Origin of the sequence: Actinomyces wuliandei (genome assembly GCF_004010955.1) — a bacterium.
GTDB lineage: Bacteria > Actinomycetota > Actinomycetes > Actinomycetales > Actinomycetaceae > Actinomyces > Actinomyces wuliandei.
Genome location: NZ_CP025227.1, coordinates 2,570,104 through 2,590,407, shown reverse-complemented (window position 1 = coordinate 2,590,407; position 20,304 = coordinate 2,570,104). Strand labels below are relative to the sequence as shown.

At 69.8% G+C, this 20,304-nt stretch carries 20 protein-coding genes; 15 read left to right on the top strand and 5 right to left on the bottom strand.

Annotated features, from left to right (window positions below; translation table 11 throughout):
• Positions 1-202 precede the first annotated feature (202 nt).
• The 11 genes from eno to CWS50_RS10760 all read left to right on the top strand — a co-directional run bounded on the left by eno (position 203) and on the right by CWS50_RS10760 (position 9,390).
• Positions 203-1,489, top strand: coding sequence for a phosphopyruvate hydratase (gene eno, locus CWS50_RS10810; RefSeq protein ID WP_127842793.1), 1,287 nt, complete (start codon positions 203-205; stop codon positions 1,487-1,489).
• A gap of 230 nt (positions 1,490-1,719) precedes the next feature.
• Positions 1,720-2,292, top strand: a complete 573-nt coding sequence (locus CWS50_RS10805) for an FtsB family cell division protein (protein WP_243118307.1) — start codon at positions 1,720-1,722, stop codon at positions 2,290-2,292.
• Positions 2,289-2,807, top strand: coding sequence for a DUF501 domain-containing protein (locus CWS50_RS10800; protein ID WP_243118306.1), 519 nt, complete (start codon positions 2,289-2,291; stop codon positions 2,805-2,807). The genes CWS50_RS10805 and CWS50_RS10800 overlap by 4 nt, the downstream gene beginning before the upstream one ends.
• Before the next feature lie 90 nt (positions 2,808-2,897).
• Entirely contained in the window at positions 2,898-3,968 is a 1,071-nt protein-coding gene (locus CWS50_RS10795; RefSeq protein WP_127842792.1) for a Ppx/GppA phosphatase family protein, read from the top strand.
• Positions 3,965-4,981 (top strand): type I 3-dehydroquinate dehydratase, encoded by a 1,017-nt coding sequence (locus CWS50_RS10790; RefSeq protein WP_243118305.1) that lies wholly within the window; start codon positions 3,965-3,967, stop codon positions 4,979-4,981. The genes CWS50_RS10795 and CWS50_RS10790 overlap by 4 nt, the downstream gene beginning before the upstream one ends.
• 327 nt (positions 4,982-5,308) lie before the next feature.
• Positions 5,309-5,887 (top strand): 50S ribosomal protein L25/general stress protein Ctc, encoded by a 579-nt coding sequence (locus tag CWS50_RS10785; RefSeq protein WP_127842791.1) that lies wholly within the window; start codon positions 5,309-5,311, stop codon positions 5,885-5,887.
• Positions 5,888-5,906: 19 nt separating this feature from the next.
• Entirely contained in the window at positions 5,907-6,518 is a 612-nt protein-coding gene (gene pth, locus CWS50_RS10780; RefSeq protein WP_127842790.1) for an aminoacyl-tRNA hydrolase, read from the top strand.
• A gap of 268 nt (positions 6,519-6,786) precedes the next feature.
• On the top strand, positions 6,787-7,839 hold the full coding sequence (locus tag CWS50_RS10775) for a DUF2599 domain-containing protein (RefSeq protein ID WP_127842789.1): 1,053 nt from the start codon (positions 6,787-6,789) through the stop codon (positions 7,837-7,839).
• A gap of 145 nt (positions 7,840-7,984) precedes the next feature.
• Complete coding sequence (locus tag CWS50_RS10770; protein ID WP_127842788.1) at positions 7,985-8,395, top strand: hypothetical protein; 411 nt, start codon at positions 7,985-7,987, stop codon at positions 8,393-8,395.
• A gap of 11 nt (positions 8,396-8,406) precedes the next feature.
• On the top strand, positions 8,407-8,892 hold the full coding sequence (locus CWS50_RS10765) for a hypothetical protein (RefSeq protein ID WP_127842787.1): 486 nt from the start codon (positions 8,407-8,409) through the stop codon (positions 8,890-8,892).
• 9 nt (positions 8,893-8,901) lie between these two features.
• Positions 8,902-9,390: a hypothetical protein gene (locus CWS50_RS10760; protein WP_127842786.1), complete on the top strand. Its 489-nt coding sequence runs from the start codon at positions 8,902-8,904 to the stop codon at positions 9,388-9,390.
• Here CWS50_RS10760 and CWS50_RS10755 read toward each other — a convergent pair.
• The 5 genes from CWS50_RS10755 to CWS50_RS10735 all read right to left on the bottom strand — a co-directional run bounded on the left by CWS50_RS10755 (position 9,387) and on the right by CWS50_RS10735 (position 15,039).
• Positions 9,387-10,136, bottom strand: coding sequence for a response regulator (locus CWS50_RS10755; RefSeq protein WP_127842785.1), 750 nt, complete (start codon positions 10,134-10,136; stop codon positions 9,387-9,389). The two genes, CWS50_RS10760 and CWS50_RS10755, sit on opposite strands and share 4 nt — an antisense overlap.
• Positions 10,118-11,869 (bottom strand): sensor histidine kinase, encoded by a 1,752-nt coding sequence (locus CWS50_RS10750; protein ID WP_243118304.1) that lies wholly within the window; start codon positions 11,867-11,869, stop codon positions 10,118-10,120. Before CWS50_RS10750 ends, CWS50_RS10755 begins: the two co-directional genes overlap by 19 nt.
• Before the next feature lie 213 nt (positions 11,870-12,082).
• Positions 12,083-12,982, bottom strand: coding sequence for an ABC transporter permease (locus tag CWS50_RS10745; RefSeq protein ID WP_127842784.1), 900 nt, complete (start codon positions 12,980-12,982; stop codon positions 12,083-12,085).
• A gap of 79 nt (positions 12,983-13,061) precedes the next feature.
• Entirely contained in the window at positions 13,062-14,015 is a 954-nt protein-coding gene (locus tag CWS50_RS10740; protein ID WP_127842783.1) for an ABC transporter ATP-binding protein, read from the bottom strand.
• Positions 14,016-14,391: 376 nt separating this feature from the next.
• Positions 14,392-15,039 (bottom strand): septum formation family protein, encoded by a 648-nt coding sequence (locus CWS50_RS10735; RefSeq protein ID WP_127842782.1) that lies wholly within the window; start codon positions 15,037-15,039, stop codon positions 14,392-14,394.
• A gap of 326 nt (positions 15,040-15,365) precedes the next feature.
• On the opposite strand from CWS50_RS10735, the gene CWS50_RS10730 reads away from it, so the two are divergent.
• The 4 genes from CWS50_RS10730 (at position 15,366) to CWS50_RS10715 (ending at position 20,300) form a co-directional block, all read left to right on the top strand.
• On the top strand, positions 15,366-16,388 hold the full coding sequence (locus CWS50_RS10730; RefSeq protein WP_127842781.1) for a Bax inhibitor-1/YccA family membrane protein: 1,023 nt from the start codon (positions 15,366-15,368) through the stop codon (positions 16,386-16,388).
• Positions 16,389-16,529: 141 nt separating this feature from the next.
• Positions 16,530-16,937 (top strand): FKBP-type peptidyl-prolyl cis-trans isomerase, encoded by a 408-nt coding sequence (locus tag CWS50_RS10725; RefSeq protein ID WP_127842780.1) that lies wholly within the window; start codon positions 16,530-16,532, stop codon positions 16,935-16,937.
• A 339-nt stretch (positions 16,938-17,276) separates the two neighbouring features.
• Positions 17,277-19,163, top strand: a complete 1,887-nt coding sequence (gene ilvD, locus CWS50_RS10720; protein ID WP_127842779.1) for a dihydroxy-acid dehydratase — start codon at positions 17,277-17,279, stop codon at positions 19,161-19,163.
• A 273-nt stretch (positions 19,164-19,436) separates the two neighbouring features.
• Positions 19,437-20,300 (top strand): ATP-binding cassette domain-containing protein, encoded by an 864-nt coding sequence (locus CWS50_RS10715; RefSeq protein ID WP_127842778.1) that lies wholly within the window; start codon positions 19,437-19,439, stop codon positions 20,298-20,300.
• Positions 20,301-20,304: the final 4 nt, after the last annotated feature.

The following is a 20,304-nucleotide window of genomic DNA, read 5'->3' as shown; positions in this document are numbered from 1 at the left end:
CATGACCGGGGGACCAATGCCGGTATATGTCGCACGCGCTACCGCTAGGCTAGGGCCGCACCCTGGTCGCCACCGGACTGGGCGGGTGCTCGTGAGCGCCGGCCGGGGCCGAGGGGGATCAAGACCAGCAACCAGGCCTCGCCAGGCCAGACCCGGTCGAACTGACCAGGTCGAACCAACTAGGACGAACAAGGAGCTGCAAGTGGCCCTCATCGAGAACGTTCACGCCCGCGAGATCCTCGACTCCCGCGGGAACCCCACCCTTGAGGTCGAGATCCTCCTGGAGGACGGCTCCTCCGCGCGCGCCGCCGTCCCCTCCGGCGCCTCCACCGGTGCCTTCGAGGCCGTCGAGCTGCGTGACGGCGACAAGGGCCGTTACCTGGGCAAGGGGGTCGAGAAGGCTGTCGCCAACGTCAACGAGATCATCGCCCCGGAGATCATCGGCTTCGACGCGGCCGACCAGCGCGGCCTCGACCACCTCATGATCGAGCTGGACGGCACCCCCAACAAGGGCAAGCTGGGTGCCAACGCCATCCTGGGCGTCTCCCTGGCCGCTGCCCAGGCCTCCGCGGAGGCCGCCGGGCTGGACCTCTTCCAGTACGTGGGCGGCCCGGGCGCCCACGTACTGCCCGTGCCCATGATGAACATCCTCAACGGCGGCTCCCACGCGGACTCCAACGTGGACATCCAGGAGTTCATGATCGCCCCCATCGGTGCCTCCACCTTCCGCGAGGCCCTGCGCATGGGCGCCGAGGTCTACCACGCCCTCAAGGCCGTGGTGAAGGACCGTGGCCTGTCCACCGGCCTGGGTGACGAGGGCGGCTTCGCCCCCAACCTGGACTCCAACCGCGAGGCCCTGGAGCTGATCGTCGAGGCTATCACCAAGGCTGGCTACAAGCCGGGTGCCGACGTGGCGCTGGCCATGGACGTGGCCTCCACGGAGTTCTTCGACGAGAGGACCAGGACCTACCGCTTCGAGGGCGAGGCCCGTGACAACGCCTTCATGGTGGACTACTACGAGAAGCTGGTGGCGGACTTCCCGATCGTGTCCATCGAGGACCCGCTCAGCGAGGACGAGTGGGAGGACTGGAAGGCGCTGACCGACAAGATCGGTGACCGTGTCCAGCTTGTCGGGGACGACTTCTTCGTCACCAACCCCGAGCGCCTGGCCAAGGGCATCAGCATGGGTGCGGCCAACGCCCTCCTGGTCAAAGTCAACCAGATCGGCTCGCTGACCGAGACCCTGGAGGCCGTGGAGATGGCCCACCGTGCCGGGTTCCGCTCCATGACCTCCCACCGCTCCGGCGAGACCGAGGACGTCACCATCGCCGACCTGGCCGTGGCCACCAACTCCGGCCAGATCAAGACCGGCGCCCCTGCCCGTGGCGAGCGCATCAACAAGTACAACCAGCTCCTGCGTATTGAGGAGGCCCTGGGCGACGCCGCCGTCTACGCGGGTGCCGGCGCCTTCCCGCGCTTCCAGGCCTGATCCTGGCCCCTCCACAGAATGTACCGAATCCTCATAGTGAGGACTGGCGTGCCGGTCCACTATGAGGATTCGGTACGTTCACGAGGAGTCGGTGCAGCCCGCGACGACCCGCAACGCCTCCTGGGGCGCGGGTCTCCCAGGGATGCGGCCTCCCTGGGACGCCTGGCGGGTGAGCGACGCAGCACGGCGGGTCCTCGTGACCAGGGTCGTGCTGAGGCACCATGCCTGCCATGGTGCCCAGACGACCTGTGCCTACCCGCTCCCGGGGCCGCCGCGGCTCGGGAGATCGTCCCGGGACGAGCGCCTCGGAGCACGCCGCGTCGTCCCCCGTGGAGGCGGCGCGGGGACACTACGACGACGGCGCGGTAGTCGGCGCGGCAGCGGCTGAGCGGGGAGTGCCGCCACGGGTGGTCACCCTGGTCCTGGTCTGCCTCATCGCCTTCGCCGTCGTGTTCACCTCCTTGCGGGCCTACCTCTCCCAGCAGGCCCAGTACGACGCCGTCGTGGACCAGATCGAGGAGGCCCGGGCCACCTCCACCGCCCTGGAGGAGGAGCTCGAGCTGTGGGAGGACGAGGACTACGTGCGGGCGCAGGTCCGTGAGCGCCTGGGCTACGTCATGCCGGGGGAGACCTCCTACGTGGTCGTCGGGGCGGAGCAGTTCGAGGACGGCGCCCGGGGGGAGGTCGGTGGGGACCAGGAGGACCAGGACTCACCCTGGTACACGACCCTCCAGGACTCTGCCCGCGCGGCTGGCCAGGGTGAGGAGCCGGACGAGGAGCACGGTGAGGAGCAGGACGGGTGAGGGGACAGGCACAGGCGGTCTCCTCTGTGGTGGGCCAGGCCGACCTGGAGGTGCTGGCGGACCAGCTGGGGCGGGTGCCCCGGGGGGTGGCTGGCGTCGCGGCGCGTTGCGTGTGCGGGCGTCCCACAGTGGTGCGTACCCTTCCCCGCCTGGAGGACGGGACACCCTTCCCCACCACCTACTACCTCACCCACCCGGCGGCGGTGCGGGGGTGCTCCACCCTGGAGGCCGAGCACCTCATGGAGGAGCTCAATGACGAGCTGGGGCGGGACGCGGCGCTGGCCGCGGCCTACACCCGCGCCCACGAGGACTACCTGGCGCGTCGCCGTGAGCTGGGACAGGTGGAGGAGATCGAGGGCGTCTCCGCAGGTGGGATGCCTGTGCGCGTCAAGTGCCTCCACGCCCTGGTGGCCCACGCCCTGGCGGTGGGGCCGGGTCTCAACCCGGTCGGGGACCGGGTGCTGGCCCTCCTGCGTGAGCGCGGTCTGTGGGATCCTTCCTCCTGTGCGTGTTGACCACCTCCGGCTACTGCCTCCACCGCCTCCGCTACCAGCCTCACCTCCGCTGACGGCACTGACGCCTCCGTCGACGCAGAGAGACCACCGATGACCCGAGTCGCCGCTATTGACTGCGGTACCAACACTATTCGCCTGCTCGTCGCCCAGGCCTGGCGTGACGACCTTGGCCGGGCGCGCCTGGAGCCGCTGCGCAGGCGCAGCCAGATCGTCCGCCTGGGCCAGGGGGTGGACCGTACCGGCCGCCTGGACCCGCAGGCCCTGGAGCGGACCCTGGCTGCCGTGGCCGACTACGCCGAGGACTGCCGTGAGCTGGGGGTCCCCGAGGGGCCGGGTTCCCGGCGGTTCGTGGCCACCTCCGCGACCCGTGACGCGGACAACCGTGACGACTTCACTGCCGGGGTGGCCCGCCTGGTGGGGGTGGCGCCCCAGGTGGTCAGTGGGCAGGAGGAGGCCCGGCTGTCCTTTGTCGGCTCCCTTCTGGGAGACGGGGGTGCTGACGGTGTCGACAGTGCTGGTACTACTGGCACTGCTGGTGCTGAGAGGCTCGTGGTTGACCTGGGCGGCGGCTCCACCGAGCTGGTCCTGGGAGGCCGGGAGCCTCGCAGCACAGTCAGCCTGGACACTGGCAGCGTGCGTGTCACCGAGCGTTTTCTCACCGGGGGTACTGGCCTCCAGGCCCTGGCTGCTGCCCGTGACGAGGTGCGTGCGCTGCTGGACCAGGCCGCAGAGGTGGTTGACCTCGCCGCCCCTGCACGTCTGGTGGGCCTGGCGGGTACCGTGGCCACGGTGACGGCCCACGCCCTGGGCTTGGAGCACTTTGACCCCGACGCGATCGACGGAGCCGAGCTGGGTGTGGAGGCCGTGCTGGCATCCTGTGAGGCGATCACGGGCTCGACCCCCCAGGAGCGGCAGCGGTGGGGCTACCTGGCGCCGGGGCGCCGCGACGTCATCGCCGCGGGGGCGCTGGTGTGGGCGGAGGTGGTCGGCAGGGTCGCGCAGGAGACGGCGGCGGCTGGGCGGCCCCTGGAGACGGTGACCACCAGCCTCCACGACATCCTCGACGGTATCGCCCTGTCCCTGGTGCCTCCCGCTGCCCCGTCCTGGGCGTGCACGGCGGCGGGGCACGGGGAGCCAGCCACCCCGGGGGAGGAGCCGTGAGCCCGGCAGGCGTCGTTGGCGGGGCAGGCTCCGCAGGCCCGGGGGGTGCTGACGGCGCCGGTGCGGCGGCAGGCCCGGCACCGAGCAGGCCGCTGCCACGGGTCCTGGACTGGGGCACCACGACGATCGGCCTAGGCGGCCCGGCGGTCGCCGTGTCCCTGACGGGGCCGACGCTGGCCCAGGCCCGGCAGCAGGCTGCCCGTGCGATGGCAGCGGGGGCGGATGTGCTGGAGCTTCGGGTGGACCTGCTGGAGCCGGTGCGTAAGCAGGTGGCCGAGGCTGCTCGGGCCTGCGGGGCCAGCCGGACGGGTGGGCACGTGCAGGAGGCTGAGACCGCTCAGGCTGCCAGGGCTGCTGGGGTCGCCCGGGTGGTGCTGGAGGCGGTGGAGGCCGTGGGGGCTGTGGTTCCTGAGCCTCCCGGGTCCCCTGGGGTCCCCGGCAGACAGGGGGGTGGCGCTCCTGTGCTGCTGACGTGCCGTACCGCTGCGGAGGGAGGCCGGGCCGACATCAATGACGCCTTCTACGAGGCCCTGCTCCTGGCGGTGGTGGAGGGCGCCGCCGGGCTGCCTGCCCCCCTGCGCCCGGTCGCGGTCGACGTCGAACTGGAGCGCGGCTGCCTGGAGCGCGTGGCGCGGGCAGCCCACGTGGTGGGCACCGACGTCGTCGCCTCCTTTCACGACGTCACCGCCACCCCCGGGGAGGCGGTCCTGGAAGACGTGCTGGAGCGCATGGTGGCCCAGGGGGCGGACCTGGCCAAGGTGGCGGTGTGGCCCACCGACGCCGTTGACGTCGCCCGCCTGCTGACGGTGACAGCGCGTGCCCGTCTGCCGGTGCCTGTGGCAGCCATGTCTATGGGAGCGCTCGGTGCGGTGACCCGGGTGGCGGCCGCGTTCGGCTCCGCCCTGACCTTCGCCGTTGTCCCCGACGAGGAGGGGCGGGCGGAGCCCTCCGCCCCCGGGCAGCTGCCCCTGGCGGAGGTGCGCCGCTGCCTGGCACTCCTGGGCGGACGGTAGGCCTGCTGCTCCTGCGTCCGGGCGGGGTAGTGGCTCGGGGAGGTGAGGACACTGCGGCCAGGCACAGGCCCGGGCGGGTCGGCGCTCCGGTGGCGTGGGGTGGTGCGTGCGAGGGCCGCGCCTGCCTGCCGACCCCCCAGGCGCCTCTCGTGGGCGGCCTCACCGCCTGGCGGCCCACCAGCGCGCCGGGGGTGACGTAGGATCGCCGCGTTACCCCGGCGAGGGACGCGCCCCTGCGCGCGCATCCGTGATCGACGTGGTGGTGCCTGGTCACCGTGCGCGTCGTCGCGCCCGCCGGACCACCTGATCGGCACGGAGGAGACCCTCATGGCAGACAACACCGTCACTCTCAAGGCACAGCTGCGCACCGCGCTGGGCAAGGGGCCTGCTCGGCAGGCCCGTCGTGCCGGGCAGGTTCCCGCCGTGGTCTACGGCCACGGCGCCCAGCCCCGGCACCTGCTGCTGGAGGAGCACGCCACCCGTATGGCCCTGCGTTCCAACGAGAACGCCCTGGTGGAGCTGGAGATCGAGGGCGAGCAGCCCCTCCTGGTCCTCACCAAGGAGGTGCAGCGTCACCCCGTGCGCCCGGGTGTCCAGCACGTCGACTTCCTCCTGGTCAACCGCAACGAGCAGGTGCAGGTCGAGGTCCCGGTGACCGTGGTCGGGGACGCCGCCCCCGGCACCATGCACATGGTTGAGGCTGACCACGTCGTGGTCTCCGCCTCTGCGGTGGCTATCCCTGAGGTGATCGAGGTGGACGTGACCGGTGTGCAGGCCGGGACCGTCATCACGGTGGCCGACCTGTCCCTGCCGGAGGGCGTGGAGGCGGTCTCCGACGCCGGGCTCGGCGTGGTCAACGTGAGGGAGGACTCCAGGGGATCGGCACCGGCCGAGGCTGCGCAGTGAGCTCCGGGGGGAGCCGGGCGTGAGCGCGCCCTGGCTGGTGGTGGGGCTGGGCAACCCCGGCCCCCGCTACGCCCGCAACCGCCACAACGTGGGGCGCATGGTGGTGGACGTCCTGGCCGGGCGCGCCGGGGCGCGGCTGTCCTCCCACCGTGCCCGCGCCCAGGTGGCCGAGGTGCGTCTGGGGGTGCTGCCCGGGGGAGCGCCCGGACCCCGGGCTGTCCTGGCCCAGCCCGGCACCCTGATGAACGGCTCCGGCGGCCCGGTCAAGGCGCTGGCCGACTACTACGGGGTGGGTGCGGACCAGCTGCTGGTGGTCCACGACGAGCTCGACCTGCCCGCTCACGTCCTGCGGCTCAAGCGCGGCGGCGGCGAGGGCGGGCACAACGGCCTGCGCTCGGTCTCCTCCGCCCTGGGCACGCGGGACTACGCCCGGCTGCGCGTGGGGATCGGGCGCCCGCCGGGGCGCCAGGACCCGGCGGACTACGTGCTGGGCGATGTCCCTGTGGGTGAGCGCCAGGCCCTGGCCGTGACCCTGGAGCAGGCCGCCGACGCCGTGGAGCAGGTGGTGGCCCTGGGGCTGGAGGCCGCCCAGCAGCGCCTCCACGCGCCCGCTGCGGCGCCGGAGGTGTAGCCCGCTTGTGCTGCCCTCGCGTCTCCACGCCTGGGCGGGCGCCTGGTGGCCCGGCCGCACACGGGGCCGGGTCTGCTGGGGTGGAGACGCCGGTGCCCGAGGTGAGGACGTCCCCGGCGGAGTGGGCTCACGTGTGCTGAGTCTCGGAGGAACACCGTTATCTCTGCGATATCTGTGATAAAGTTGCCGTGACAGTACATGTCAGCGGCTCGCCGGGGTGGCGGGCCGCGTGTCAACGATGACAAGGGACGATCAAGAGGGGCCTAGCATGACTCGCACTGCCAGGTACCGACGGCTTACGACCCTGACGGCTGCGGCGGCCGCAGTCGTGACCGCCCTGTTCGCCGTCGTCCCCGCCTCGACCGCGTCTGCGGCCACCGACCCGGAGACTGTCCGCGAGACCCTGGCGGCCGTGCCTGGCGGGAACCTCCTGGACGACGTCGCGGCGGTGACGCCGAGCACCAGCACCAGCCAGGTGCTGACGGTGGACACCGACGTCACCGACACGGTGGTCTCCGAGGACCCCAGCACCCCGATCCACCTGACCTCGCAGCAGGGCAAGGAGGTCAGCCTCACCCTGCCCTACGCTGAGACTTCTGAGACCGCCGTGCCGGTGGGTGACGGGGTGGTGTCCTTCGCCAACGAGCAGGGGTTCACCTCCGTGGCGGTGGTCAAGGAGGACGGCTCCGCCCAGGTGGCCCTCATGGTGGAGTCCGCGGACGCGCCCGAGCGCTACCCCTTCCAGGTGGGTCTGCCTGAGGGGGCGGCTGCCGAGGTGGCTGAGGAGGACGGCGGGGTGGTGTTCACCTCCGCCGAGGGCGAGTTCCTCGGGGGCCTGACCCCGCCGTGGGCCAAGGACGCCAACGGCACCGAGCTGGCCACCCGCTACGAGGTCGAGGAGTCCAGCTCCGGCGGCGTGGTGGTCACCCAGGTGATCGAGCACCACTCCGGCGGAGCCGCCTACCCCGTGGTGGCGGACCCGTGGCTGGGCATCGACCTGTTCAGCGAGGCTGTGTACAACCGCGACGGCCAGGAGAATGATCAGTTGGTAATCTCCGTAGTGCTGTCTAACTGGGGGCGATTTGTATATTACACCAGTGTAGTTAGCGCGGAGACGATCCTCATGACCTACGGGTGGGATGAAGTCGTGGACAAGAGGCCACGGACGGCCGACAAACTGACTATTCAACAGCAATACAATTGCCATGTTCTTTACGGGCGTCCTGTTGTTGGTGCGGGGTTTCACTGGGATCTGGAGATGTTCAGGCCTAACAACTCGCGGTGGTATGCTGTGTGGGAGCACCAGTGTAATTGGGAGTAGGCGGGAGTATGTCACTGTTGTGCTCCGTGGGTGTCACTTCTTTATACTGTCGTTCCGTCCTTAAGGGGTTCTTTAGGTGCAGGAGCCGATTATGATAGGGCAGTGGCGGACTGCGTTGCAGACCTGGGGACGGAGTGTCCTGATCGTGGCTGTGGTGCTGGTCCTCCTGCTCGGCGGATTCGTGGCCTGTACCGTGGCGATGGAGCGCCGCGATGATATTCCGGTGGACTGGGCTATATTTCTGGGGTCTTATGATTCTGAGGTATTTCCTGACCCGGTGGAGACGACGGAGAGGACCTGCGTGGATGACCTGCCCTGCCGGTGGGCGGTCACCTCGGACACCGCCGTCGTCATGATGTTCGACGACCAGGCGGAGGCCTGCCGAGCCGCAGAGACCTTGCCTCACACGGTGCGCCACGACTGGCTTGCCGTCCAGTTCACCCCCGGCACCTTGAGTGTGGAGCAACGGACCGACCTGCTGGTGCACTTTGACAGCTACAAGCGTTCCACTGACGCCATCGACAACTTCCCCTGGATCATCCGCCACTGTCCGTAGGGTGTGATGTCATGGCAGCACATACTCCGTTCCGCAGCCAGGTCCGGGAGATCGTCATTGTGGTGGCGGTCTTAGGTCTGCTGTGCGGAGGTGTTGTGGCTGCTGTCATGATGACGGCTCACTACACGGAGCGTCGTGACGACATTCCGGCGGACTGGGCAGTGGAGCTGGGGGCGCTCAACCCAGAGCTCATGCCCAATCCGGTGGAGACCACGGACCAGACGTGTACGCAGGACCTGCCCTGCCGGTGGGCGGTCACCTCAGATACTGCGGTGGTCATGATGTTCGACGACCAGAGGGACGCCTGCCGGGCCGCAGACAGACTGTCCGGCACAGTTCGACGCAGCTGGCTTGCCGTCCAGTTCACCCCCGGTGCCCTGACCACGCAGGAGCGGGCCGACCTGTTGCGGCACTTCCACATCTACGATCGTTATCCGGACAGCATGATCGAGGACCTGTCCTGGTTTCCCTGGGTCATCGAGTCCTGCCCGTCGTAGGGTGTGGTCGTGGTGGCGGTACGTGGCGCGTTGCGGGGTCAGCTCCGGGGGATCGTCATCGTGGTGGCGGTCCTGGGCCTGCTGTACGGGGGTCTCGCAGGCTGCAACGCCATGGCGGCCCGCCACGAGGCACAGCGTGCTGATGCCCTGGCGGAGTGGACGATGGAGTTGGGGACCCTTGACCCCGAGCTCATGCCTGACCCGGAGGAGACCACGGCGCAGACCTGTGTGGATGACCTGCCCTGCCGGTGGGCGGTGACCTCGGACACCGCTGTGGTCATGATGTTTGACGACCAGGACGATGCCTGCCGGGCGGCGGACTCCCTGCCCGCCACGGTGCGCCAGGACCAGGTCGTGGTCCAGTTCACCCCGGACTCCCTGGGTGCTCTGCAACGGGCTGACCTGCTGGTGCATATCGACACCTACGACCGTTACCCGCGCCGTGACGAGCGTGGCAGCCTCAGCCGGTGGGAGGCCGGAGCCGGGTCCTGCTCCTAGGCCATGAGCCCTGACTCGTAGGCGAGGACGACGGCCTGGACCCGGTCGCGCACGTCCAGCTTGGTCAGCACGTTGCCGACGTGGGTCTTCACCGTGGTGGCGGACACCACCAGATGGTCGGCGATCTCCGCGTTGGACATCCCCCGGGCCATGAGCAGCAGGATCTCCTTCTCCCGGGGGGTCAGGGAGGTGATGCGCGGGTCCTGGGAGGTGGCGGTCCTCTCCTGGTCCTCCGGCAGCGAGGAGGCAAACATCTCCAGCATCCTCCTGGTGACCCGGGGGGAGACCACGGCCTCGCCGGAGGCCACCGTACGGATGGCGGCTGCCAGGTCTGCTGGACGCGTGTCCTTGAGGAGGAACCCCGAGGCTCCGGCACGCAGCCCGGCAAAGGCGTACTCGTCCAGGTCGAAGGTGGTCAAGATCAGGATCCGGGTGCCGGGGAGCTCCCGCACGATCGTCTCGGTCGCCTCAATCCCGTTCATCCCCGGCATGCGCACGTCCATGAGGATGACGTCGGGTCCCAGCGCCCGGGCCTGGGTGACGGCAGTGGCCCCGTCGGAGGCCTCACCGATGACGTCGATACCCGGCTCGGCGTCCAGCACCATGCGGAAGCCCATACGCATGAGGGACTGGTCGTCAGCCAGGAGGACGCTCACCGGTGCGGGGTCCTCCGGGGTACCCGCACCGTCGTCGTTGCCGGATACGGCCGGGTTGCTCACGGGGTCGTTCACAGAGGCATCTGCCATGACAGTGTTCCTTCGTTCTTCTCGTCCCAGCGCAGGACCGCCCGGACCCGCCAGCCCGTGGCGGTCGGTCCGGCCTGGACGCTCCCGCCATAGACCGCAGCCCGCTCCCGCATGCCGATGAGGCCCTTGCCGGAGCCGTGCATCGGGCGGGCTCCGGGAGCCGCCTCGTTGTCCACGGTGAGGACAGCCGTGCCAGTGTGACGCTCGACGGTGACTGCCACCCGCGGTGAGGTAGGAGCGTAGCGCAGGATGTTGGTCAGGGCCTCCTGAGCGATACGGAACACTGTCAGCTGGAGGGCCTTGTCCTCAGGCAGCGCCTCCCCAGACCACGTGTAGTCCACCGGGACCCCAGCGGCGCGGAAGCGTCCCACCAGCCCGGCGATATCCGCCTGCTCCGGGGCCGGAGCCAGCGGGGTTGCCCCTGCGGAGGAGTCCGAGTCGTGGTCGGTGGCCTCCCGGCGCAGGTCCGCGATCGGGGCGCTGGGCTCGACAGCCGCCACGGTCCCCGGAGGTGCGAACTCCGGGACAGGCAGGTCGCGCACCTCGGGGGAGCGGGATGACCGGGTGCCCGTCCGGGCTGCCCGGGACCTAGCTGCCGCGCTCCGGGAGGGGCCGGGGTCGTTGCCCTCGGTGTCTCCGGCTCCTTCGGCAGGGTGAAGGTCGGGTGGGAGCAGCGCCCCGCCAACCTCAGGGGCGTCCTCGGTAGGGTCTGAGGGCTGATCCCCGGAGACGGGCGGGCTACCAGTGTCCTGCCCGACCCCGGTCAGCGCCGGGTCCTCCCGCAGCACGCCGACCAGGCGGCGGGTGTCCGCCAGTGCCCCGCGCCCGGTCTCCGCCAGCGTCTCCAGGGCCTTCCTAGCGGTGGCCGGGTCGCGGTCGATGGTAGCCGTCGCGCCGTCAGCCATGGTGATCATGACAGCCAGGGAGTGGGCGACGACGTCGTGCATCTCCCGGGCGATCCGGCTGCGCTCGTTGGAGGCAGCCAGCAGGGTCTCCTGCTCGCGAGCCAGCGCCAGGCGTGAGGAGCGCACCTCCACCTCGGTGACGCGTAGGCGTGCCGAGCGCAGGTTCAGCCCCGTCAGTACCGTGACCAGAAAGATGAGTGTCATCTGGAGCGTCACCTGAAGCGTCTGCCCCGAGGTCGCAGGGTTGCCCTCAATGAAGACTGCTGTCAGGTAGAAGACGGCCATTGTCGTGACCCAGGCGGTCCAGGTTGTCAGCGGGTGGCTGCGAGCGGCGACTGTTCCCAAGGTGATGGGGACGCCTAGCCAGGCGAATATGGTGATGACGACAGCGGCCAGCCCGAACTCCTCGATCGTAGGCGGTCGGTGGACCCACAGGAGGAGCTGCTCATACAGGGGCAGCAGGGTCAGCAGAGCCAGCCACGCCACCACGGGGTGACGCCGCCGCAGGGTCAGGGCCATAGCACCGCACAGCCAGGCGGCAAGCGCCAGGGGGTAGCGTGCCACCAGGGCCGCGACGGAGGACAGCGACTCCCCGTACTGATGGAGGGTCAGGTGGGCCATGAGGATGTTGGTCAGCAGGACCGCCACGGCGATGGCGCCGTCCACCCAGGTAGGGTGGCTGCGGTACCAGGATGTCAGTGAGCGGGCGAGGCCACGCAGGAGGCGTCGCGGGGAACGACGGCTGTCAGTACCCTCACGACCCTCAAGCGCCCCTCTTGGGGCGACCTGGGCCGAGGCAGTGTCGAGGCTGGGGGAGGAGTCGGGCATCGGGGCCAGTGTGCCACCGCAACGCACCTCACCCCGCCCGCAGGCGCCCGGCGGGCGGGGTGAGGTGCGTTGCGGTGGGTGCTGGTAGGCCAGCGGGCCGGTCCGCTCCCTGGTTGCGAGGTGCTTGGACCGGCCCGCGTGAGGGCCGCCAGCCAGAGGCTGGGTGGTGACCATGCTGTCTATCTGTCTCTACCTAGGACCTAGGTGCTTGACCTAGGCGTCACGCCGGGACAGGACGATCCAGCCGATGACGACGGGCACGACCGCCCAGGCGGCGAAGACGGTGACAGCCTGCCAGTGCTCAAGGGCGTACTGGGTGCCGCTTACCCCCCACTGAGCGATCTGGGAGAAAGGGTCCGACACGGCTTGGCTGGCGCCACCGGGCAGGAGGCCGACGGCTTCGGCGGCCTGCGGCCACCTCATTGCGAGCAGGCCCAGGGGGATCTGTATGATGAACAGCAGCACGACGGCGAGGGTGATGGTGCCGGCGGTGGAGCGCAGGAGGAAGCCCAGGCCCAGGGACATGAGCGCGATACCTACAAAGGACAGGCCAGCCCCCCAGAAGTATCCCAGGTACTCGGGGTCCGTGAGGGACCCGGCGTGCTCACCCAGGAACGGGGCGGACACCCCCCAGGCGACAAGGATGGAGACCAGGCCCAGGAGGAAGGCCAGGGCTGAGACGACGACCGCCTTGGCGGCCAGGAGCCTGCCCCGGTGGGGGACGGCGGCCAGGGAGGAGCGGATCTGTCCCGAGGCGTACTCGCCGGTGACGATGAGGGCCGCCTGGACGCAGATGACGATCTGGCCGAAGGTGATACCGACCGTGAGGCTGTCTGCCGCCTCGCTGTACGCCTCCTCGGCAGCGTAGGCGATAGCGATAGCGGCTCCGAAGGAGGCGGTCAGGAAGAGGGCGAGGCCGCTGGTGATCCAGGTGGAGCGCAGGCTGTGGATCTTGACCCACTCGGCGTAGACGGCGCGGATGAAGGTTTGGCGCCCGGTAATACGGCTGCGGTGGGGGCGCCTGGCGGAGGAGGCTGTGCTGGGGGAGGGGACTGTGTCGGACACGGCGCTGGCTGCCCGGGTGGGCGCTGCGGCGGCTGCTGGGGTAGGCATGATAGTTCCTTGGCAAAGCTGTAGTGGTTGGGGACAGGGGTGCGGCAGGTACGGCCATGGGCTCGCGGACCAGGCACTGCTAGGCGGTGGCTGGTGCCCGCCTGCGGTCGGGGGCGGCTGCTCCGGTGGCCTGCCCGGTGGTGTACTCGGTCTCGTCGGAGGTCAGGGTGAGGTAGGCCTCCTCCAGGCTGGCGTGCTGGGTGGTCAGCTCGTGGAGGGTGACCCCGGCTGCGGCGGCGACCTCGCCGACCACGTGGGCCGGAGCGGTCGTGGTGGTCAGGGTGCCAGGGCTGGGGCTGGAGGTCTCCACACCCCGGGAGGCCAGGGCCTGGGCCAGGGCGTCAGCCTGGGGGGAGACCACGCGCACGACGTCGCTGGTGGCCTGGGCGATGATCTCGTCCACCGGGCCGCGCGCCAGGATGCGTCCCCGGGCGATGACCAGGAGCTGGTCGGCGGTCTGGGCCATCTCGCTCATCAGGTGAGAGGAGATGAACACGGTGCGCCCCTGGGCGGCCAGCGCCCGGCAGGTCTCACGCACCCACTTGACGCCCTCGGGGTCCAGCCCGTTGACCGGCTCGTCCAGGACGAGCACCCCGGGGTCGCCCAGCATGGCTGCGGCGATCCCCAGGCGCTGGCCCATCCCCAGGGAGAAGCCCTTGACCCGTTTGCGGGCCACGCTCGTCAGCCCGGTCATCTCCAGCACCTCGGTGACCCTCCTGGTGGGGATGCCGTTGGACACCGCCAGCTGGGTCAGGTGCGCCCGGGCGCTGCGCGAGCCGTGCATGCCCTTGGCGTCCAGCAGGGCGCCGACCTCGCACAGCGGGGCTCCCAGGTCCCGGTAGGCGCGCCCGTTGACCCGCACGCTGCCGCCGGTGGGGCGGTCAAGCCCCATGATCATGCGCATCGTGGTGGACTTTCCCGCCCCGTTGGGCCCCAGGAACCCCGTCACTGTCCCCGGCTCCACGGTGAAGGACACCCGGTCCACGGCCGTCTTGTCACCAAACCGCTTTGTCAGCTCGACAGCCTCAATCACAACAGTCTCCTCTCGCTGGGTGAGCCAGGCCGGGGGATGGCGGAGACGGGGGCGGGGCGGAGGCAGTGGCAGCGGCGCCCCACCTCAGGTCTCCGACCGTGGATCCGGCGGCCCGGGCAGGTGGTCAGCGACCAGGCTGGAGGGCCGCTGGCTGAAACCAGGGTAGGAGCGTGGGTGAAGCGTCTGGCTCGCCCGGAAAGCTGAATCCTGGTTCCCCTGGCGTCCTACTGGAGGGGAGGGCGTCTCCTCCGCATGGAGGAGAGCGGAGGAGACACGGCAGGTATCCTGCTCAAGTGACAAAAACGTCGGAGGACAACAAGGCATCGTGTTGTCCTCCGACGTTTTTGCCGCGTCAGTGGGAGCGGTCCGGGAGGGGTCAGGTGGTCTCCTCGGAGTCCTGAGTGTCCTCGGGGGCCTCTGCCGGGACTCCCCCACCCTCGGCGATGGAGCCGGTCATGGGAGACTTGTCGATCCTGAGGGCGAAGCAGAGGAACTCCCGGTCACCGGTGTGCCACGCCATCTCCTTCGGGTAGAGGTAGAGCATCTGGAAGTCGGAGCCGTTGACGTCGGCGGAGGCGTACTCGGGGAACTGTGCGGTGCACGTGGTCTCCACGTCGGCGGTCAGGGCCTCCTCGTCATAGGTCTCGTAGGCGTCGTCAGCTGCCTCACCGGTGTGGTAGAGCTCCAGGTAGTGGGAGTCGTCGCAGTCGGTGACGTGGAGAAGAGGATTGTTGGAGGCCATGACGTCGTCAATGGTGTCGGTGAGACAGTCCCCTACCTCCAGGTCGTCCACGGAAGCAAGCGAGGAGTCCGGGCTGGCTGACTGGGAGGGGGTCTGGGACGGGCTGGCCTCGTTGCTGGGCGCACTAGTGGGGCCGCTGTTGCTGGTGGCACTCTGGGTGCTCTCGTCGGCAGGACCGAGCGTGGTCAGGGCGACAGGCTCTGCCTGGCTGCCAAGGCAGGCGCTGACAGCGAGGAGGAGCGCGGCGGCCACGGGGAGCGCGGACAGCGTGGGAGATCGCATGACAACGAGTCTGCCTGAAGGTTCTGGGGCGCGCTAGGGGCGGACGGCCTGTGAGAGACCCACGACGCTCCGATTACCTTGATTTCCCTGTCAGCGAGACCGGGAGGTCCGGTTCGGGCAGGGGGTGCCTGTACCGTCAGGACTGCCAGCACCGCGAAGGCTAGACTGGTGCCTGTCCGTGGACGCAGGTGGTGACTAGGGTGACCAGGTGGAGACGCGGACGTTCCTGTTGGTCCTGTCGATCATGGACCAGATGGCGGCTCTGTTGCGCCGTCGTGACCGATGGTACCTGGGGCAGGCCCTGACCAGCACAATGGAGAGTGACAGTGAGTAATCCCTTCTTCAGTCAGAGCCGGGCGTTTGCCCCGGGTGGGGGCGTGCGTGAGGCCGAGCCTGTGGGGACCACGCCTGGCGGGTACCCCACGATGCCGGGTTACCAGCCCGGCCACACCGGTCCTGGGCAGGTTGGCTATGCTGCCCAGCAGCAGTCCTACGGGGCCGGCCAGGGCTATGGGCAGACCTGGGGCCAGGTCCCGGGCCAGGCCTGGGGGCAGCACAGCCACGACGGCCAGGCTGGCTCCTACGGGCAGGTGAGCCCGGAGCAGGTGGCGGGCATGGAGGCCCGGTACCAGGCGCCTGCGGCCACGAGCACGGACATGCGGCGGATGACCTATGACGACGTCATCATCCGTACCGCGGGCCTGTTCGCGGTCATCGTGGTGGTCGGGGCGGTGTCGTGGAACCTGGTGACCACCCCGGCCACGACGGGCCTGGGGACCATGCTGATGCTTGTCGGCCTGGTCGGGGGCCTGGTCCTGGGGCTGGTCAACTCCTTCAAGCGGGTGCCCTCCCCGGCGCTCATCATGGCCTACGCGGTGTGCGAGGGCCTGCTGCTGGGGGGCTTCTCCGGGATCATGGAGCACCGCTACGAGGGCATCGTGGCCCAGGCGGTGCTGGCCACCGCGGCGACCTTCGTGGTGGTGCTGTGCGCTTACCGGTTCGCCGGCTTCCGGGTCCAGGGCCGCGTCCGGCGCGTGCTGCTCGTGGCCGTGGGCGGCTACCTGCTGTTCAGCCTGGTCAACCTGGGGCTCGTGCTCACCGGGGTGACCTCGGGGCAGTGGGGCCTGCGCAGCATCGAGGTCATGGGGATCCCCCTGGGCGTGGTCATCGGGCTGGCCGCGGTGGTCATGGCCGCCTTCTGCCTGGCGGTGGACTTCGAGTCCATCCAGCAGGGCGTGGACAACCGCCTGCCCCAGCGCTACGCCTGGGCCGGGGCCTTCGGCCTGGTGGTGACCATCGTGTGGATGTACATCGAGTTCCTCCGCCTGCTGTCCTACTTCCGTGACTGACACCCGCACCCGGGCAGGCACGCGAGCGGCACACCAGCGGTGCAGAGGTTGGCCAGAACTCGCTGGCGGGGCTGGCTGGTGCGCGGGGCGTGGACCCGGGACCTGGGGTGCGCTGTCAGCGGCTTCGCGTAGGCTCCTGCCATGATCAGTATGAACATGCCCTCCGTTGACGGTGCCAAGGGGACCAGGCCGTCCCTGACCTTCCCCGGCCCGCAGGCCCCCGAGGGCCTCCAGGTGCAGGTCCTGGACGCCGGGGACGGCCAGGTGGTGGAGCCGGGGGACACTATCGCCTGCCACTACCTGGGCCAGGTCTGGAACGGGAAGGTCTTCGACACCTCCTACGACCGTGGCCAGCCACTGACCTTCCAGGTCGGCACCGGGATGGTGATCCGTGGGTGGGACGACGCCCTGGCGGGACAGCGGGTCGGCTCCCGGGTCCTGCTGTCGATCCCTTCCGAGCTGGGCTACGGTGACCGGGGCGTCCCGCAGGCAGGGATCAGGGGCGGTGACACGCTCGTCTTCGTCACGGAGGTTCTGGCCGTCATGTGACCCCTGACGGCGATGGCGGAGCGCCCGGTCCGACGGCGAGCCCCTGGCTGCCTGGGTGGTGAGCCTGGCTGGAGGCTCCCGGCTGCGGGCCACACCTGGCCTGACCCGCGTGCTGAGGGCGGGCTGCCCGGACCTGGCGCCAGTCTGCTGTCCCCGGTCCGGGCGGCCGGGAATGCACGGCGACGCGTGCGTGCTCTAGGAGGGAGCACTAGGCTGGGGGCAGACACGGTGTCATCAACCTCGGGTCCTCACCGACTGCGGCGACCGGGTTGCTGCCGCTGCTGCCACGGCTGAGTGTGTCCGAGCGACGTCCCTACACACCTCCCGACAGGAGAGAACATGCCGCAGTACCGCAGCGCCACCTCAACCTCCGGCCGTAACATGGCGGGCGCGCGCGCCCTGTGGCGTGCCACCGGCGTCAAGGACTCCGACTTCGGCAAGCCCATCATCGCGATCGCCAACTCCTTCACCCAGTTCGTCCCCGGGCACGTGGGCCTGCGCGACGTCGGCAGGCTGGTCGCCTCCCAGGTCGAGGCCGCTGGTGGTATCGCCAAGGAGTTCAACACCATCGCCGTGGACGACGGCATCGCCATGGGGCACGACGGCATGCTCTACTCCCTGCCCAGCCGCGAGCTCATCGCCGACTCGGTGGAGTACATGGTCTCTGCCCACTGCGCGGACGCCCTGGTGTGCATCTCCAACTGCGACAAGATCACCCCGGGCATGCTCATGGCCGCCATGCGCCTCGACATCCCGACGATCTTCGTCTCCGGCGGCCCCATGGAGTCGGGGAAGATGGTGGCCACGGACGGCACCACCCGCAAGCTCGACCTCATTGACGCGATGATGGACGCTGCCGACGACACCGTCGACAACCAGACAATCTCCGCCATTGAGCGCCTGGCCTGTCCCACCTGCGGCTCCTGCTCAGGGATGTTCACCGCCAACTCCATGAACTGCCTGACCGAGGCCCTGGGCCTGGCGCTGCCGATGAACGGCACCCTGCTGGCCACCCACTCCGACCGCGGCGAGCTCTTCGAGCGGGTCGGGCGCCAGGTCGTGGAGATCACCAAGGCCTACTACGAGCAGGAGGACGACTCCGTCCTGCCCCGGTCCATCGCCACCAAGGCGGCCTTTGAGAACGCCATGAGCCTGGACATCGCCATGGGCGGGTCCACCAACACCGTCCTCCACCTGCTGGCTGCCGCGCAGGAGGCCAGGGTGGACTTCACCATGGCTGACATCGACCGGCTCTCACGCAAGGTCCCGCACCTGGCCAAGGTGGCCCCCTCCACCAACCTGTACCACATTGAGGACGTCCACCGGGCCGGGGGGATCCTGGGTATCCTCGGCGAGCTCGACCGGGGTGGCCTCCTGGACACCTCCACCATGACGGTCCTGCGCGGCACGCTGGCCGACGAGCTGGCCGAGTACGACATCGCCCGCCCCGGCGCAGACGGTGTGCCCGGCTCCGAGGTCAGCCAGGACAACCGCACCCGCTACCTGGCTGCCCCGGCAGGCGTGCGCACCACGGAGATGTTCTCCCAGTCCTCCCGCTGGGAGGCGCTGGACACCGACCGCAGCAGCGGCTGTATCCGGGACGTGGAGCACGCCTACTCGGCGGACGGGGGCCTGGCCGTGCTGTTCGGCAACGTGGCAACCAAGGGCTGTATCGTCAAGACAGCGGGCGTGGACGCCTCGATCCTCACCTTCTCTGGTCCCGCAGTGGTCTTCGAGTCCCAGGACGACGCCGTGGCAGGCATCCTGGGGGGCAAGGTCGCTGCCGGGGACGTCGTGGTCATCAGCCACGAGGGGCCGCGTGGGGGGCCTGGGATGCAGGAGATGCTCTACCCCACCACCTACATCAAGTCCCGGCACCTGGGCAAGGAGTGCGCGCTGCTGACGGACGGGCGCTTCTCCGGGGGCACCTCGGGCCTGAGCATTGGGCACGTCTCTCCGGAGGCGGCGGCGGGCGGCCTCATCGGCCTGGTCCGCAGTGGTGACGTCATCGACATCGACATCCCGGCACGCTCTATCTCTGTGCGCCTGGACGAGGCTGAGATCCAGCGTCGTCGCGCGCAGGAGGAGGCGCGCGGGGCGGCCGCCTGGACCCCCCGCTCTCCGCGTTCCCGCAAGGTCTCTGCCGCTCTGCGCGCCTACGCGATGCTGGCGACCAGCGCCGACCTGGGGGCTGTGCGGGACCTGGGCATGCTCGGGGCCGACTAGGGCTGCGGGCGTGTGGCGGCGCGGGGGCGTCGCTGGTGTGGTGGGGTGAGCAGCCGCAGGGGGAGCGGTAGGGGCGGCGCAAGGAGGCTGCCCTGTCAAATTTGAGAACGGTTGTCATTATGGTCTATGGTGCCTTTATGACAGGTGTTCTCAGACGCTGGGGCGGGGTGCCGCGCGGGTGCTGGCCCCGGGCGCGTGGTGTGGTGACTGCGTTCCCACCTTCTTTCGTGACGGGGTTGAGTCTCAGCTCTTCTGCCTCTAAGGTTCTTAGGTATGGCAACCCTTCTTAACTCATTGACCGTCAGCACGGGAGGACGTCAGCTGCTCAAGGACGTCAGCCTTGTCCTGTCCCCAGGGAGCCGTACTGCGCTGGTCGGGGCCTCAGGGGCTGGGAAGTCGTTGACCTGCGCCGCGCTCGCGGGGGTGCTGCCGCCAGGCCTGACGGTGACTGGGCGGCTCACGGGTGCCGGGCCAGAGTCTGCTACCACGACCAACCTCCTGCCGTTGCCCGCCTCACGTCGTCCTCTGTGGGGCCGTGTCGCGCTGGTCCCCCAGGATCCGAGCACGGCCCTGCATCCCCTGACGCCTGTGGGGCGCCAGGTCGAGCTGGCGGCTCGTGGCTCGCGGCGTGCCCGCCACCGGGCCGCCCAGCGCGTGACGGACCTGCTTGCTGCTGTCGGCCTGGACGAGCACCTCGCGGGACGGGTGCCCGGACGCCTCTCAGGAGGCCAGCGTCAGCGGGCCTGCCTGGCCCTGGCCCTGGCGGGCGACCCGAGCGTGTTGGTCGCTGACGAGCCCACCACGGCGCTGGACGTCGTCGCTCGCAGCGAGGTCCTTGACCTGCTGGTCCAGGTGACCGGGCGCGACGACGGCCCGGCCCTGCTACTGATTACCCACGACCTCCCGGCTGCCATGATCTGTGAGGACATCGTGGTCCTCTCCCAGGGAGAGGTCGTCGAGAGAGGAGCCACGCGGCAGGTCCTCGCCTGCCCTGATCACCCGGTGACGCAGGCCATGTGCGAGGCAGCCAGACGTGAAACTCTCCCGGCCGCTCTGACAGCGTTCGCCGAAGTCAGGCTCCCGGAGGCGCAGGACGTCGGTGGCCGTCGGCTGGCCCTGATGCGGCAGGCATCCTAGCGTG